General features: G+C 58.3%; 16 protein-coding genes. 13 read left to right on the top strand and 3 right to left on the bottom strand.

Translation table 11 applies throughout. The features are described from left to right. The first annotated feature begins 252 nt into the window (after positions 1-252). The 3 genes from galU to moaA all read left to right on the top strand — a co-directional run bounded on the left by galU (position 253) and on the right by moaA (position 3,705). Positions 253-1,137, top strand: coding sequence for a UTP--glucose-1-phosphate uridylyltransferase GalU (gene galU, locus ACSYTG_RS07505; protein ID WP_086645888.1), 885 nt, complete (start codon positions 253-255; stop codon positions 1,135-1,137). Continuing rightward, positions 1,137-2,546: a phosphoglucomutase/phosphomannomutase PgmG gene (pgmG, locus tag ACSYTG_RS07500; RefSeq protein ID WP_354856402.1), complete on the top strand. Its 1,410-nt coding sequence runs from the start codon at positions 1,137-1,139 to the stop codon at positions 2,544-2,546. Before galU ends, pgmG begins: the two co-directional genes overlap by 1 nt. Before the next feature lie 142 nt (positions 2,547-2,688). Beyond that, positions 2,689-3,705: a GTP 3',8-cyclase MoaA gene (gene moaA / locus ACSYTG_RS07495; RefSeq protein WP_415436669.1), complete on the top strand. Its 1,017-nt coding sequence runs from the start codon at positions 2,689-2,691 to the stop codon at positions 3,703-3,705. 30 nt (positions 3,706-3,735) lie between these two features. Here the strand turns inward: moaA and ACSYTG_RS07490 are convergent, their stop codons facing one another. After that, the gene (locus ACSYTG_RS07490; RefSeq protein ID WP_489782968.1) at positions 3,736-4,602 is read right to left on the bottom strand and encodes a methyltransferase domain-containing protein; all 867 of its coding nucleotides are present in this window, start codon (positions 4,600-4,602) and stop codon (positions 3,736-3,738) included. A gap of 63 nt (positions 4,603-4,665) precedes the next feature. On the opposite strand from ACSYTG_RS07490, the gene ACSYTG_RS07485 reads away from it, so the two are divergent. The 4 genes from ACSYTG_RS07485 (at position 4,666) to ACSYTG_RS07470 (ending at position 6,940) form a co-directional block, all read left to right on the top strand. Beyond that, positions 4,666-5,448 (top strand): double zinc ribbon domain-containing protein, encoded by a 783-nt coding sequence (locus tag ACSYTG_RS07485; RefSeq protein ID WP_489782843.1) that lies wholly within the window; start codon positions 4,666-4,668, stop codon positions 5,446-5,448. 77 nt (positions 5,449-5,525) lie between these two features. Continuing rightward, positions 5,526-5,786, top strand: coding sequence for a glutaredoxin 3 (gene grxC, locus ACSYTG_RS07480; protein ID WP_086645892.1), 261 nt, complete (start codon positions 5,526-5,528; stop codon positions 5,784-5,786). Between the two features lie 42 nt (positions 5,787-5,828). Beyond that, positions 5,829-6,308 (top strand): DUF1178 family protein, encoded by a 480-nt coding sequence (locus tag ACSYTG_RS07475; RefSeq protein WP_354856409.1) that lies wholly within the window; start codon positions 5,829-5,831, stop codon positions 6,306-6,308. Between the two features lie 113 nt (positions 6,309-6,421). After that, positions 6,422-6,940, top strand: coding sequence for a DUF2147 domain-containing protein (locus ACSYTG_RS07470; protein ID WP_489782842.1), 519 nt, complete (start codon positions 6,422-6,424; stop codon positions 6,938-6,940). 51 nt (positions 6,941-6,991) lie between these two features. Here ACSYTG_RS07470 and ubiG read toward each other — a convergent pair whose 3' ends face one another. After that, positions 6,992-7,732 carry a bifunctional 2-polyprenyl-6-hydroxyphenol methylase/3-demethylubiquinol 3-O-methyltransferase UbiG gene (ubiG, locus tag ACSYTG_RS07465; protein ID WP_415423775.1) on the bottom strand — a complete coding sequence of 247 codons (741 nt, stop codon included), beginning with the start codon at positions 7,730-7,732 and terminating at the stop codon, positions 6,992-6,994. Positions 7,733-7,904: 172 nt separating this feature from the next. Here ubiG and ACSYTG_RS07460 point away from each other — a divergent pair, with 172 nt between their 5' ends. From ACSYTG_RS07460 to prfA, 6 genes are all read left to right on the top strand, one after another. Next, positions 7,905-9,158, top strand: coding sequence for an aspartate kinase (locus ACSYTG_RS07460; RefSeq protein WP_086645896.1), 1,254 nt, complete (start codon positions 7,905-7,907; stop codon positions 9,156-9,158). Then, positions 9,151-10,239 (top strand): NAD(P)H-dependent flavin oxidoreductase, encoded by a 1,089-nt coding sequence (locus ACSYTG_RS07455; protein WP_095348888.1) that lies wholly within the window; start codon positions 9,151-9,153, stop codon positions 10,237-10,239. Before ACSYTG_RS07460 ends, ACSYTG_RS07455 begins: the two co-directional genes overlap by 8 nt. A 37-nt stretch (positions 10,240-10,276) precedes the next feature. Beyond that, a complete protein-coding gene (locus ACSYTG_RS07450) occupies positions 10,277-11,518 on the top strand; it encodes a helix-turn-helix domain-containing protein (RefSeq protein ID WP_489782841.1) in 1,242 nt (413 codons plus the stop codon). A 138-nt stretch (positions 11,519-11,656) separates the two neighbouring features. Continuing rightward, positions 11,657-12,817 (top strand): flavodoxin-dependent (E)-4-hydroxy-3-methylbut-2-enyl-diphosphate synthase, encoded by a 1,161-nt coding sequence (gene ispG, locus ACSYTG_RS07445; protein ID WP_086645898.1) that lies wholly within the window; start codon positions 11,657-11,659, stop codon positions 12,815-12,817. Between the two features lie 122 nt (positions 12,818-12,939). Continuing rightward, entirely contained in the window at positions 12,940-14,187 is a 1,248-nt protein-coding gene (gene hisS, locus ACSYTG_RS07440; protein WP_095348886.1) for a histidine--tRNA ligase, read from the top strand. Continuing rightward, positions 14,187-15,245, top strand: coding sequence for a peptide chain release factor 1 (gene prfA, locus ACSYTG_RS07435; RefSeq protein WP_165924952.1), 1,059 nt, complete (start codon positions 14,187-14,189; stop codon positions 15,243-15,245). Before hisS ends, prfA begins: the two co-directional genes overlap by 1 nt. Before the next feature lie 5 nt (positions 15,246-15,250). On the opposite strand, the gene ACSYTG_RS07430 is transcribed toward prfA, so the two are convergent. After that, positions 15,251-15,595, bottom strand: coding sequence for a hypothetical protein (locus tag ACSYTG_RS07430; RefSeq protein ID WP_373321578.1), 345 nt, complete (start codon positions 15,593-15,595; stop codon positions 15,251-15,253). Between the last annotated feature and the right edge of the window lie 22 nt (positions 15,596-15,617).

Raw genomic sequence — 15,617 nt, 5'->3', positions numbered from 1 at the left:
TTCTGCAAATTAGGCGGAAGTTGTCATATTCACGCCGTTCTTTTGCGGTCTGTTGCGGTGTAGAAGCATGGTTGTGATTATGTAAAAAAGACTATGCAATCGGCCACGGATACAAGGCACAATGTCAGCTAGCACTGTCGGCCGCCTTGATCTTTTTCCGGCGCAGGCGGGTATTGGGGTGGATGCCTCCATGCTTTGGCCAGGTCAGGTCGGATGGTCTCAGGTTTAACTTGATTTAAAGGTGTTATATTCGTGTCCAATCCCAAGCCTTTACGTAAAGCAGTCCTGCCAGTTGCGGGGCTGGGAACGCGCTTTTTGCCTGCCACCAAGGCCATGCCAAAAGAAATGCTGCCGGTCGTGGACAAACCCCTTATCCAGTACGCAATTGATGAAGCACGCGCCGCAGGCATTGAGGAATTCTGCCTGATTACCGGCCGCGGCAAAGATTCCCTGATCGACTATTTCGATATCGCCTATGAGCTGGAAAGCACGCTCAAGGAACGCAACAAGGTTGATTGTCTGGAGGCGCTGGAACCCAGCAGCATTCAGGCTGGCTCGCTTATTGCCGTGCGCCAGCAGGAGCCGCTGGGGCTTGGGCATGCCATCTGGTGTGCGCGCTCTTTTATTGGCAACGATCCGTTTGCCATCCTGCTGCCTGACGACATGGTGATGTCGCAGAAAGGCTGCCTGAAGCAGCTGGCCGAAGCTTATTACGAAACCGGGGGCAACGTGGTTGCCGTGTCCGAAGTGCCGCGTGAGCATACCAACCGCTACGGTATTCTGGACATTGGCAAGGATGATGGCCGCCTTGTGGAAGTTAAGGGGCTGGTTGAAAAACCCAAACCCGAAGATGCGCCGTCCAACCTGTCCATTATCGGGCGTTATATCCTGACCCCCGATGTCATGCCGCATCTGGCCAAGCTGGAAAAAGGTGCCGGTGGTGAAGTGCAGCTGACAGACGCCATGGCCAAAACCATTGGCCACGTGCCGTTCAATGGCCTGCGGTATGAAGGCGTGCGTTACGATTGCGGTAACAAGCTCGGCTTTCTGGAAGCCCAGATCGCCTTTGCGCTCGAACGCCCTGAACTGGCCGAAGGCGTGCGCGAATTCCTCAAGAAGTATGAGGGGCAGAACTAATGTCTTTTGCGCATGACTTTGAAGCAACAAGCCTGCGGGAATACGATATTCGCGGCATTGTTGGCAAAACACTGAGCGCTGAAGATGCGTTTGCCATCGGCCGCACATTTGGCAGCCTTGTCCGCCGTAATGGCGGCAAAACGCTGGTGGTCGGGTATGATGGCCGCCTGTCTTCCCCCATGCTGGAAGAAGCCCTTGTAAAAGGAGCTCTGGAGTGTGGTCTGGATGTAACCCGCGTTGGGCGTGGGCCTACTCCCATGCTGTATTATGCATCAGCCACGCTTAATGCGGATGGTGCCATTATGGTGACGGGTAGCCACAACCCGCCCAACTATAATGGCTTTAAAATGATGCTGGCGGGCAAGCCGTTCTTTGGTGCCCAGATCCGTGAACTCGGGGATCTGTCGGCCAAGGGGAATGTGGTCGCGGCAGAAAAGGGCACCGTACGCACGATTGATGTGCGTGATGACTACGTCAAACGCCTTGTAAAGGATTATGACGGCGGTACGCGTAAGCTCAAAATTGTCTGGGACAACGGCAACAGCTCCGCAGGCGAAGTGCTGGAAAAAATGGTCGCGGCCCTGCCGGGCGAGCATATTGTGCTCAATGCCGCCATTGATGGCACATTCCCTGCCCACCACCCGGACCCCACGGTTGCCAAAAACCTTGAGCAGCTTATTGCCGCGGTAAAGGACAACCACGCCGATCTGGGCATTGCCTTTGATGGGGATGCAGACCGAATCGGGCTGGTGGACAATAAGGGCGAGATTTTGTGGGGCGACCAGATTCTGGTCCTGCTGGCGCGGGATGTGCTCAAAAGCCATTCCGGGGCAACCATTATTGCCGACGTCAAAGCCAGTCAGGTGCTGTTTGATGAGGTCGCACGTGCTGGCGGCAAGCCGCTCATGTGGCGTACGGGGCATTCGCTCATTAAGTCCAAAATGGCGGAAACCGGCTCCCCGCTGGCGGGCGAAATGTCCGGGCACATCTTCTTTGCCGATAAATGGTACGGGTTTGATGATGCACTTTACGCCGGTGTGCGTGTGCTTGGCATTGTAGCGCGGTCCACAGAATCGCTTGCCGCATTCCGTGAGGCCCTGCCTGCAACGCTTTCCACGCCGGAAGTCCGCTTTGACTGTGATGACCACCGCAAGTTCAAGGTGATTGAGGAAGTTGCCGAACGCCTGCGTAAAGCTGGCGCTGACGTGTCCGAAATTGATGGCGTGCGTGTTAACACAACCGATGGCTGGTGGCTGCTGCGGGCATCCAACACGCAGGCGGTGCTGGTTGCCCGTGCAGAAGGGCGCGACAGCGCAGGACTGGAACGGCTGAAGGATGCTCTGGTGGAGCAGCTTGAGCACTCCGGCCTCTCCAAACCTGACTTTTCAGGTAACAACGCGGGGCACTAACCTCCGTTTTTTCAACTTGCCTGCTGCATACGGCCCGCTTAAAGCGGGCCGTATGTTTTTTAAGGGCAGGGTGCTGTTTCTGCTGCGCCGGGGTGCTCTTTTGCATTTAAAGCCGTAGAGGTTTCTGATATAAAGTGTACCTATGTTGTCCTCTTTAACGGACCCCGCCGGAAGGCGGATTTCCTACCTCCGTCTTTCTGTAACCGACAGATGCGACATGCGGTGTGTGTACTGCATGTCCGAACAGATGTCGTTTTTGCCACGGGCGGATGTTCTGGATTTTGAGGAACTTCTGCGTCTGAGCCGGGTCTTTGTGCTTCATGGCGTGCGCAGGCTGCGCATTACGGGGGGGGAGCCTCTTGTACGGCGCGACATCGGGCTTTTCTTCAAAGAACTTGGGACATGGTTGCGCCATCCTGAACAGGCAGGGCGGCTGGATGAGCTGACACTAACCACCAATGGCAGCCAGTTGGCGCATTACGCTCCCATTCTGGCGCAGGCTGGGGTTCGGCGTGTGAATGTCAGTCTGGATTCTCTGGACGAGCAACGTTTTGCCAGGCTGACCCGCCGGGGCAGGCTGGCCGCAACGCTGGAAGGTATCCGCGCTGCCCGTGCGGAAGGGCTGGCCGTGCGTATTAACACCGTGGCCATGGCGGGTGTGAATGATGATGAGTTTGATGCCCTGCTCGCCTGGTGCGGAGAAATCGGGGCCGACCTCTGCCTGATAGAAACCATGCCGATGGGGGAAACAGGGGAAGACCGTGCCGCGCAGTACCTCTCGCTCGACGCGGTACGGCGGAGCCTGTCTCAACGGTGGACGTTAGAACCTCTGGCCTACCAGACCGGAGGGCCTGCGCGTTACGTGCGGGTGGCGCAAACCGGGCAGCGTCTGGGCTTTATTACGCCCATGAGCCACAATTTTTGCGCGACCTGCAACCGCGTCCGCCTTTCCTGCACCGGGCAGCTTTATACCTGTCTTGGGCAGGAGGAAGGGGTGGACCTGCGCCACCTCATGCGCGAGGGGGCAACAGATGCTGCACTGGAAGTGGCCATACAGCAGGCCATAGCCCGCAAACCCGTAGGGCATGATTTTCTGCTGGATGGGCAGACAGGTGCTGTATCCGGCCCGCAAAGGCATATGAGCGTAACCGGGGGCTAACCTCGGCCCGGCTGAGGTGTGGGGGCGAGATTAAGCGGATGGTTCCTGCGGGTTCAGGGCATCATGCAGGGAGTGCTGGAACTGGCCGGGCTGTAAGGGTACAGGTTGGGTTGGAGCCGGTGCCCAGCCGGATAAAACAGCCATATGCAGGGGCATGGCAAAGCTGTCTGCCCCCGTTTTTTCTAGTTCGGCTGCGGCAGCAGCAAACATCATGCGTGGTGGTATGGTGCGTGTACGCTGGGTCAGGGCATTTGTCTCACCCGCAGCACGCAGGTCGGTCATAAGCGCGCTGAGCGAGCGGTAGCGCAGGTCCAGACATTCGGTATCAATAACAGGAAGGGCAAACCCGGCCCGCTGCATAAGCTGCGCACAGCTCTGCTGCGTTGGAAAAGGTGATACACGGGGCGATACGCCATCGCACACCGCCAGTTCAGCCGCTTCCAGCGCCGTGCGCAAGGGGCGCAATGTGGGGAGTATGGGCATGCTGGCCAGAAAAAGCCCATCGGGCCGCAGAACGTGCCGGATCTGGGCAAAAACACCGGGCAGGTCGTTCACCCAGTGTAGAGACAGATTGGCAATGACCAGATCAAAGCTATGCGGGGCAAACGGCAGCCATTCCTCATCCGCACAAACACGCATTCCTCCGGAGCGGGTGACGAGTCTGGGGGAGAGGTCCATGCTGGTAGTGGCAATGCCCCGCGCAGCAAGGCGCGGGCTAATGGCACCACGCCCGCCCATATCCAGTGCCGCGGAAAAACTGCGCACCATATCGTCCAGTCGGTCGAACAGTAGGTCGGCGGTAATGTCCAGCACGGGCATAATGCCATCCAGCCTGCGTGCCGCACGGTCCCTGTGCTGCCTGACGGCTTTGCGGTCAAAAATAATGGGTGTATCCATAAAGGCAGATGTGCGCGTATCCACACTTTTTGCCAAGCCGCCAGCCATGACAAACCTGTGTTTATGCTAGGCGCGCGCGCTGTGGCGCAACTACGCGCCCTTGGGCAAATGGGGTTGGGGGTTCTTTACCCGCCAGCCTGCCTGCATTGTGGAGCGGATGTTGCGCAGCATGGCCTGCTTTGCGCCTCCTGTTTTGCGCATGTGCGGGTTGTTGTTGCACCATTTTGCAAGGCGTGTGCTGTACCGCAGGTAAGTGCCGCAATGCTGGGAGTGAATGATCTGTGCCCGGCATGCGAGCGGCATCCTCCCGTATGGGGGCAGGCGCGTGCGGCTTTTGTGTACGAAAGCGTGGCAAGGGAGCTGATTTTAAAGCTTAAATATGCCGATCAAACGGAAAACACATCTTTTCTGGCCCAGCAGATGGTGCGGATAGGGCAGGACATTGTGTGTGCTGATGCGCTGGTGGTGCCCGTACCCGTGCATCGCTGGCGGTTGTTCAGGCGGCGTTATAATCAGGCAGCGTTGCTGGCGCACGGTGTGGCCAAACTGGGCGGCCTGCATTGCCTGCCCGATGCACTGGTTCGTGTCCGCTCCACGGTGCCTCTGGCGTCTTTTTCCCGTCAGGCGCGGCGGGATGAGGTTGCTCAGGCCATGAGTGTGCGTCGCACGCGTGCACACAGGGTGCGGGGGCATGATATTGTGCTGGTCGATGACCTGCTTACAACAGGCGCGACTGCTACAGCCTGCACCAATGCCCTGTTACAGGCGGGTGCGCGCAGTGTCAGCCTGCTGGTGGCCGGGGTCGTGCCCGCCCGCCCGGAGGTGGATATTGACCAACCCGGCTAGACAAGGCGCATGAAGCCCATAACATGGCCCGGCAAAAGCTGATTGAATCCATAACCCGGAACCAGTAAGGACAATCTATGCCTGAAATCAAAATCTATACCCAGCCCGGTTGCCCCTACTGCATGCGTGCAGTTGCCCTGCTGGAGAGCAAAAAAATTCCGTTTACCGAGATCAACGCCCCACGTGGCACGCCCGAGCGGGACGAGGCCATAAACCTGTCCGGTGGGCAGACAACCGTGCCCCAGACCTTTGTGGATGGCAAAGCCCTTGGCGGGTGTGATGACCTGATGCGGCTTGAACGTACGGGCCAGCTGAATGGCCTGCTTGGGCTAGGCTGAGTATTCATAACGACCAAAGGGTATCTGCCAGGGTAATACACTATGATCTGCTATCGTCTGCGTTGCGCCCATGACCACGTGTTTGAAGGCTGGTACAAAGACAGCAGTACATTTGCCATGCTCAGGCAGAAGAACCTTTTAAACTGCCCCGAATGTGGCACGTCCAGCGTGGATCAGGCCCCCATGGCTCCGGCCATTGTGGGGCGTGCGCCTGAGCGTTTGCCACAAAGTGATCCCACCCCCACACCAGATATGGCAGCGCCCCCGGCGCCCGCAGCAGGCCAGATGCCCCCCGGCCTGCCGGATGCCATGCTGAGTGCCCTGCGTGACGTACGGCGCACAATCGAAGAGAATTGTGAAAACATGGGCAACCGATTTGCCGATGAAGCCTTGCGCATTCATTATGGCGAAGCCCCCGAACGCGGGATTTACGGTGAAATGTCCCAGTCCCAGAGAGAAGAGCTGGAAGAAGAAGGGGTTGCGTTCCAAAACGTGCCCTGGGTGCGGGATACGGATAGTTGAATGTCTGGGCTGACCATATACAAATGGGGGTGGTGCGTAAGAAGGTGATCCCCCACATCTTGGAGGGCTAGGCGGGCAAGCCAGACCGCCGCCCGCTTGAGGGAGAGGCAGATATGACAAAGAACGGAACGTGCGGCGCAGTGCATAAAGCCAAGATGGGGTTTGCTGCCCTGCTGGCCATTTTGCTGGCTGGTGCGCACGCTGTACCTTCATCTGCCGCAGAACCGCCGGTGTCGAACGCTGCCACCTTAACGGGGTACTGGCTTAGTCAGGACCATGACGGCGTGTTTAAAATTGATCGCTGCGGGCAAAATCTGTGCGGCCATCTGGTTGGCCTGCGTTACGATGGTACGGATGTACCCCGTGGGCATGATGGCAAATCCGAGTGTAACCTGCTGATGTTAACGGATTTTCGTCCCATGGGCGAAAGTAATGCAGGGCGCTGGGCCGGGCATATTCTGGACCCCGATACGGGGCACCTCTATGATTCTCAAATCTGGCTGGCGCAACCTGATGTGCTCAAGCTGCGTGGCTATATAGGGCTGCCTATTTTTGGCGAAACCCAGACATGGACCCGCTACAATGGCCCCGCCATGGGGCCTGTGTGCAAAATTCCCGATTCAGTCAAATAGGAGGCTGGTCTGGAGTGACTGTAAGCCTCCAGACCATAAAAAACTTTAAAATCAGTATCTTGTAAACGCCGCGATGTAGTTGATGCCGAGGTCGCGGGTTTCCTTCCAGCCCATTGGGCCGGGTGCCATGCCTGCTATGGCGGTCATGCGCAGGCCCGCTGCACGGGCATACTGGCCTAGCTCGGAAGGCTGGATGAACTTGCGCCATTCGTGTGTGCCTACGGGTAGCAGCCGCAGAATATACTCGGCGCCAATCTTGCCAACCGCAAGGGAGCGCAGGGTGCGGTTCATGGTAGAAACAATGACCGTGCCCTTTGGCCCTGCAAGCTGGGCCAGCATGTCCATAAATGCCGCAGGATCAGTGACATGCTCGATAATTTCTAACGCCACAACCGCGTCAAACTCGCAGCCTTCAGCTACAAGGTCTTCGGCACTGCCATTGCGGTAGTGCAGTGGCCCCGCATGTTCGGGCAGCGGGCAGGTGGCCAGATGCTCCTTGGCGGCGGCAATACCGTTGGCTGAGGCATCCAGCCCCAGCACGTCGTAGCCTGCTTTGGCCAGGGCTTCACTCGCAAGCCCTGCGCCACATCCGATGTCCAGAATTTTTGCGCGGCGTGTGGTGCGGCCACGCAGGGGCAGGTGGCGGCTTGCCCAGTCTATGCGCAACGCATTCATGGCGTGCAGTGGGCGCATGGGGCCGGAAGGATTCCACCACTGCTCCGCAAGGGCGCTAAACCGTGCGATTTCTTCATCAGAGACGGATGAGGGCGCGTGTGGAGTGGTGGCGTTCATGCAACAAAATCCTTTCCTGCTGGTCTCCCCGCTGGACGAAAGGGGGCCGGGAAGGTTATGTGACGCGCCTTGTAAAGCTGTGCAACCATTCCTGTTCGTCTTTTCTGGTAAAGCTGGGGTCGAACTGGAGCTGGTGGCATGTTCTGCGGCTTGTCTGGTGGAGAATAAAGCTATGTCCGGTTCCGCACCCCGGATTGTCATGAAATTCGGCGGAACGTCTGTCGGCGACCTTGATCGTATTCGAGCCGTGGCCGAGCGCGTCAAAAAACAGAAAGACGCAGGATGTGATGTTCTTGTTGTCGTTTCCGCTATGGCGGGGGAGACAAACAGGCTTGTCGGTTTCTGCCAGTCCCTCTCTCCCCTGCATGACCCCAAGGAATACGATTCCATCGTGGCCACGGGTGAGCAGGTGACCAGCGGCCTGCTGGCCATTGCGCTGCAAAAGCTCGGTGTGCCTTCACGCTCGTTCGCGGGGTGGCAGGTTCCCATTCTGACCGATTCGGCACATGGCAAGGCCAGTCTGGATACAATTGATGGCACAAAGCTGCTTGGCTGCATGGCCGAGGGTATGGTGCCGGTTGTTGCGGGCTTTCAGGGCGTTGCGCCAGACGGGCGTGTTTCCACCCTTGGGCGTGGCGGGTCCGATACCTCGGCCGTGGCTCTTGCCGCGGCAATCAAGGCGGACCGGTGCGATATTTATACGGACGTGGACGGGATTTACACAACCGACCCCCGTATTGTGCCCAAAGCGCGCAAGCTTGATAAAATTACCTATGAGGAAATGCTGGAGCTGGCATCAGTCGGTGCCAAGGTGCTGCAAACCCGCAGCGTAGGGCTTGCCATGCGCGAAGGGGTGCGGGTGCAGGTGCTTTCCAGCTTTGCAGATGGTCCGGCAGTTATGGAAGGGCACCTTCCCGGGTCTTTGGTGGTGGATGAGGACGAAATCGTGGAAAAGAAACTGGTTACCGGCATTGCCTACTCGCGTGATGAAGCCAAGCTGTCGGTCCGGCGCATTCCGGACCGCCCTGGCATTGCCGCAGCAATTTTTGGCCCCATGAGCGAAGCGCATGTGAATGTGGACATGATTGTGCAGAGCACAGGCGCAGACGGCACCACCAACATGACCTTCACAACCAGCAAGAGCGACCTGCCGCAGGCGATCAATGTGCTGGAAAGTGTTCGGGACTCCGTGCAGTACGAAGAACTGGCAACAGACCCGGATATTGTTAAGATCAGTGTTGTTGGCACGGGTATGCGCTCGCATGCCGGTGTGGCCAGCACCATGTTCCGCACACTTTCGGAACGCTCCATTAACATTCAGGCCATTTCCACCAGCGAAATCAAGATTTCGGTGCTGGTGGCGGCGGAATACGCAGAGCTTGCCGTGCGGGCCCTGCATACCGCATATGGGCTGGATAATGTCTGAGCAGAACAACACGGTTGCCGTGACCGACGCCCCCACCCAGCCCGAACTGCAACGCGCGCGCAAGCGGCTGGATGCGTTGTGGCGGCGTGGGACCGACTTTTTGGGAACGCAGTACGCCATTCTTGGCGGGGCCATGTCCTGGGTGAGCGAGCGCAATCTTGTGTCCGCCATTTCCAACGCAGGCGGGTTTGGCGTTATTGCCTGCGGGGCTATGGAACCTGCGCGTCTGGCGGAGGAAATTCAGGCAACCCGCGCCCTGACCGACCGCCCGTTTGGCGTAAACCTGATAACCATGCACCCGCAGCTGACCGAGTTGGTACAGGTCTGCCTGGATGCAGGCGTTGGCCATATTGTGCTGGCTGGTGGCATTCCGCCCGGTGCGGCCATCAAGGCCATCAAGGATGGCGGGGCAAAGGTTATTGCCTTCTCTCCGGCGTTGGTTCTGGCCAAGCGTCTGGTCAAAATGGGCGTGGACGCGCTGGTAATTGAAGGGGCGGAAGCAGGCGGGCATGTTGGCCCTGTTTCGCTGACCGTTCTGGCACAGGAAATTCTGCCGCATATCCAGAGTGTTCCGGTTTTTGTGGCCGGTGGTCTGGGGCGTGGGGATGCTCTGGTGTCTTATCTGGAGCTTGGGGCTTCGGGTGGGCAGTTGGGTACGCGCTTTGCCGCGGCGGAAGAAAGCATTGCTCACGAAAAGTTCAAAAAAGCATTCGTGCGTGCCGCCGCGCGAGATGCCGTAACGTCCGTGCAGCTGGATGACCGTTTTCCGGTTATTCCCGTACGTGCCCTTGGTAACGAAGGTGGGCGGCAGTTTGTTACCCATCAGGCCGATGTGATCCGCCGCTTTCAGTCGGGGGAACTCACGCGTGAGGCAGCTCAGCTGGAAATTGAACATTTCTGGGCTGGTGCGCTGCGCCGTGCGGTTATTGACGGCGATGTTGAACAGGGGTCTGTTATGGCAGGCCAGTCTGTTGGTATGGTAACGTCAGTCCAGCCTGTGGCGCAGATCATTGACGATCTGGTGGAACAGGCGACTGTGGCTTTGGTACGTCAACAACGTCGTATGGATGCGGATGGCTGAATACGCCCAAGGTTCTGATCAAGAGCAAGGCTCGCCTTTGCCTCCGCTTCCCGATGTGGAGGCGCTGGGGGTAGGCGAAGCTTTGCGTAAACGCCGCGAGCAGCTTGGCTGGAGCATCGGGGATGTTGCGGCCTGGCTGCGGATTCGCAGCGTTTACCTGGAAGCGCTGGAAAATGGGAATGCCAGCGTATTACCAGCAGAGGTCTATGCTCTGGGCTTTTTGCGGGCATATGGGCAAGCCCTCGGGTTCAATCCCGACCAGATGCTCAAGCTTTATCGTCAGGAAGGGCGGCTGGGTACGCGCAAGCCCGATCTGGATTTTCCCGATCCGCCGCCAGACCGCCGCCTGCCACCTGCCGTTAGCATTTCCCTTGGGTTGGCCGTTATTCTGGCAAGCTATGTGGGGTGGTACTGTTTTGTGGGGCATGCCCCACCTGTGCCCGAACGCGTGCCGCCCGTTGCAACCCTGATGCCCGGTGAGAGTGCAAAGAATGCGCCCTCGCCACAGGTGGCTTCCATCCTGCCTGATCACAACATGGCGCAGATTCCTCCCTTGCCGGCGGCCCAGCCTGCACCGGCACAGAGCACCCCAGTGGTGCCCACAGGGGCAGATGCACCCGCACCAGTTAATGCGCCCGATGTGGTGGACGCACCGGTGCCACCACAACCGGATAAGCCGGTTGCAGGGGAAGTGCCCGCCGTTCCTCCTACGGTTGAGCAGCCTGCTGCCAGTGTGCCAGAAACGGCCAGTGCCAGTGCGGATGCGCCCCTTATGCTCAAGGCGCAGGCTCCAAGCTGGGTGCAGGTCAGGAACGCGGTAGGCAAGGTCGTGTACGACCATATTCTGCAGCCCGGTGATGTCTGGACTGTTCCTGTCGATAACGGGCCGTACAGCCTGACTGTTGGCAATGCTGGCGGCGTAGCTTTTGCCCAAGGGGATATGACAACCCCGCCATTGGGGCGGAATGGTGCAGTTCTGCGGCACATTGCCTTAACGCCGGAAGTGGTTCAGCAGGTCCGGGCCGGTGGGGGAGTAAGTGCCACAGGAACACCTGCGGTTGTGCCGTCACCTGGGGGGGCAACTGTGCCTACCAGAACCAGCACGGTTGCAATGCCTGCGGCTGATGCGCCTGTAGCACCAGAAAATGGGGCAGGGCATGTTGCCCAGCCTGCACTTGAGGTGGCCAAACCACCACCGCACCGTGAGGCTCCATCGCCTGCCGAACCAAGTGCAGATGACCTGAATGCCCGCCAGTTGAATGGGGCTGGCGCGCACTGAATGGCTCTTTCCATGCTTTATGTGTAGCCAACCGGACTTGATTTTGGCAGGAAAGCACCAAACCTAGAGCGGGAGACACCGCAGCGCCGAACTGCGGCCAGACCTCCCCCAACTGTCGTTTCGACAAAAGGATGCAAGATGAGCGGCTACCGGCCTTACCAGCATATCGAGCGTCGGAAATCTCGGCAGATCCACGTCGGCAAGGTAGCCGTCGGTGGTGATGCCCCGATTTCCGTCCAGACCATGACCAATACCCTGACCAGCGATGCACAGGCGACCATCGAGCAGATTCGTCGTGCCGAACTGGCCGGGGTGGATATTGTTCGTGTTTCCTGCCCGGATGAGGATAGCACGGCAGCACTGGCGGAAATCGTAAGGGAAGTGAACGTGCCGATCGTGGCCGATATTCACTTCCACTACAAACGCGCCATTGAGGCCGCCAAGGCCGGGGCTGCCTGCCTGCGTATTAACCCGGGCAATATCGGCAGTGCCGAGCGTGTGCGTGAGGTGGTTCAGGCTGCCAAGGATTACGGCTGTTCCATTCGTATTGGCGTTAATGCCGGATCGCTGGAAAAGCACCTTCTGGAAAAGTATGGTGAGCCCAACCCCGAAGCACTGGTGGAAAGCGCGCTCGAACACGCCAAGATTCTCGAAGATCATGACTTCCGTGAATTCAAGATCAGCGTAAAGGCATCGGACGTGTTCATGGCTGTTGCGGCCTACCAGCAACTGGCAGATGCGTGCGATTACCCGCTGCACATTGGCATTACCGAAGCCGGTAGCAAGCGCGCAGGTACGGTTAAGTCCTCCATCGGGCTGGGCAACCTGCTCTGGGCTGGCGTGGGCGACACCATGCGTGTTTCCCTGTCTGCCGCCCCGGAAGAAGAAGTGCTGGTCGGGTGGGATATTCTTAAATCCCTTGGCCTGCGGCACCGTGGGGTTAAAATTATTTCCTGCCCGTCCTGCGCACGTCAGGGCTTTAATGTGGTGGAAACGGTGCAGACTCTTGAAGATCGTCTGGCCCATATCAAAACCCCGCTTACGCTTTCCATCATCGGTTGCGTGGTCAATGGTCCGGGTGAAGCCCTTATGACCGACCTTGGGGTGACCGGGGGCGGTTCTGGCCGCCACATGGTTTATTCCGCCGGTAAGCAGGACCATACAATTGCTGCGGATGACATGATCAACCATGTTGTTGATCTGGTTGAAGAGCGCGTGGCTGCCATTGAGGCAGAAGAAGCCCGCGCAAAGCAGGAAGGGGCTACCCCTGAACTGCCGGATATGGCGTCCGCCAACTAAGTTCGCCTATCACCCGCCACGCGCTCCGGGCATGTTCGGGGCTGTGGCGGGTTTTATTTGCCCAATAGACAAAGATCAGGGAGCAGCCCGCAAGGTGCCGCTCCAATCAGGAAAAACAGGCCGTGAGCAGCATTCAGCCCGTAAGAGGAACGCACGATCTTATTGGAGAAGAGCAACGCCGCCATGCGCGCGTGGTCAATACCGCACGCCATATTGCCGGGCTCTACGGGTTTGATGAGTGGTCTACCCCCATTTTTGAAGAAACCCGCGTATTCTCCCGCTCTTTGGGCGATACATCGGACGTGGTTTCCAAGGAAATGTATTCCTTCAATGACCGTGATGGGGATAGCCTGACCCTGCGGCCAGAAGGTACGGCTGCCGTCTGCCGTGCGCTGGTGACCAATGCGCTCACCCAGTCACTCCCCCAGAAGGTGTTTTATACGGGGCCCATGTTCCGGCATGAGCGGCCACAAAAAGGGCGTTACCGCCAGTTCCATCAGATTGGTGCAGAACTGCTGGGCGCGGCCGAACCTCTGGCTGATGCAGAAGCTATTGCTCTGGGTTATGCGGTGCTTGAAGCACTGGGTGTTGCCCAGTACGTAACACTTGAGTTGAACACGCTGGGTGATGCAGCCAGCCGGGATGCATGGCGACAGGCGCTGGTAACGTATTTTTCCGCTCATAGCGCCAGACTGTCTGAAGATAGCCGCATCCGGCTTGAAAAAAACCCGCTGCGTATTCTCGACAGCAAAGATCAGGGCGACCGTGAGCTCGTGGTCAACGCGCCCTTGATGGAAGAGTTTCTGACCCCAGAGGCCCGGACATTCTGGGAGGAACTGCGCCACAAGCTCGACCTCTTTGGCATTGCCTACACGGTTAACCCCGCCATTGTCCGTGGGTTGGATTACTACAACCACACGACGTTTGAATTTGTAACCAACCGCCTTGGCTCGCAGGGTACGGTGCTGGCCGGTGGGCGGTATGATGGTCTGGTCAAGCAGATGGGGGGGCCGGAAGTGCCCGCCATTGGCTGGGCCGCCGGGGTGGAACGCCTTGCCATGCTGCTTGAAGAGGCTCCCTTGGCCCCGCGTTCCGTGGTGCTGATTCCGGTAGGCTCGCCGGATGAAAAAGCCGTGTGCCAGATTTTGCAGGCATTGCGCCAGCAGGGCGTGCGGACCGAAATCGGCTACAAGGGCTCGCTGCGTAAGCGTATGGAGCGGGCAGGCAAGCAGAACGCAAGCCATGTGCTGTTTCTGGGCGAGGATGAACTGGCCCGCGGTGTGTTTCGTGTCAAAAGCATGGAAACCGGGCAGGAAAACGAAGTGGCGACACAGGCGCTTCTCTCTGATGCGCGGAGCATTTTTGCGTAATGAATCTTGATGAACGGCTGGACCGGATTGCCAGTCGCGCGCTTGAACTGGAAGCGCTTCTGGCGAGTGGCCTGAGTGGGGATGCCTTTACTCAGGCATCGCGCGAATATGCGGAAATTGAGCCGGTTGTAAGCTGCATTAACGGCCTGCGTGCAACAGAAAAGGGTATTGCTCAGGCAGAGGCCCTTATGGCCGACCCGGAAATGCAGGAACTGGCGGGGGAAGAACTGGCAGAACTGCGTGAGCAGTTGCCAAGGTTGCAGCGCGAAGTGCGGCTGGCACTGCTCCCCAAGGACGTAGCAGACGAGCGCAGCGCCATTCTGGAAGTGCGCCCCGCCGCTGGTGGGGATGAAGCAGCTCTGTTTGCGGCTGAATTGTTTGATCTGTACCGGCGGTATGCGGACCTCAAGGGGTGGCGCTTTACCGTTATGGATTATGACGAGAGCGAACTCGGCGGCCTGCGCTGCGGCATTGCCGAAATTAACGGCAAAAGTGTTTTTGCGCGGCTTAAATACGAATCCGGTGTGCACAGGGTGCAGCGCGTTCCCGCAACAGAAGCGCAGGGGCGTATTCACACATCCACGGTTACGGTGGCTGTTCTGCCAGAGGCGGAAGAGGTGGATGTAACCATTAACGAAAGCGAATTGCGCATAGACGTTTTTCGGGCGTCAGGGGCCGGTGGGCAGCACGTTAACAAAACTGAAAGTGCGGTGCGGATTACCCATCTGCCGACCAACATTGTTGTGTCCATGCAGGAGGAAAAAAGCCAGCACAAGAACCGTGCCAAAGCGATGAAGATCCTGCGGGCCCGCCTGTACGAGCGCGAGCGGGAGCAGGCTCATGCCAATCGTGCGGCGGACCGGCGCTCTCAGGTTGGTACGGGGGATCGGTCCGAGCGGATACGCACGTATAACTTTCCGCAAGGGCGGGTTACGGACCACCGGATCAACCTGACCCTGTATAAAATTGATCGCGTTATGCTGGGCGAACTGGATGAGTTTGTGGATGCGCTTGCGCAGGAAGAGCAGGCGGCTCTTCTGGCGGATGCGGGGTTCTAGCGTTTTCAGCTAATCGGGGCGGAGCAGACTTCGCCCCGACCGGGGAGCCGCTCTGCCACCTGCGGAGCCTGTGGGTCTAGTAGAAAAAAATCCTTAAATCCGTATGAACCAAAAGCATAAAAGTGGTGGCCATCGGGATTGTGCAAAATACCGTTACTGCTCACTTCGTGCGTTTCTGTCCGGCCATCCGCGGTGCGAATGGTAATTTCCCCGCACAACGTATAGGTGTGGTCCACACGGCCCAGTGGGGTAGGGATGCGCACAGTTTTGTGCCGCGTGGCATCATCAAGCCGGAACTCGGATACGAGCTTGCCGTCCAGATAAATGCGTGAGACTTCGGAAATTTCCATGTCAGCTTTTCCATCCGTTACC

This window comes from Acetobacter sp. ESL1128, from assembly GCF_058505085.1.
Note: the sequence above shows the minus strand (reverse complement) of the source record. Positions and strands in the feature narration are given on the sequence as shown.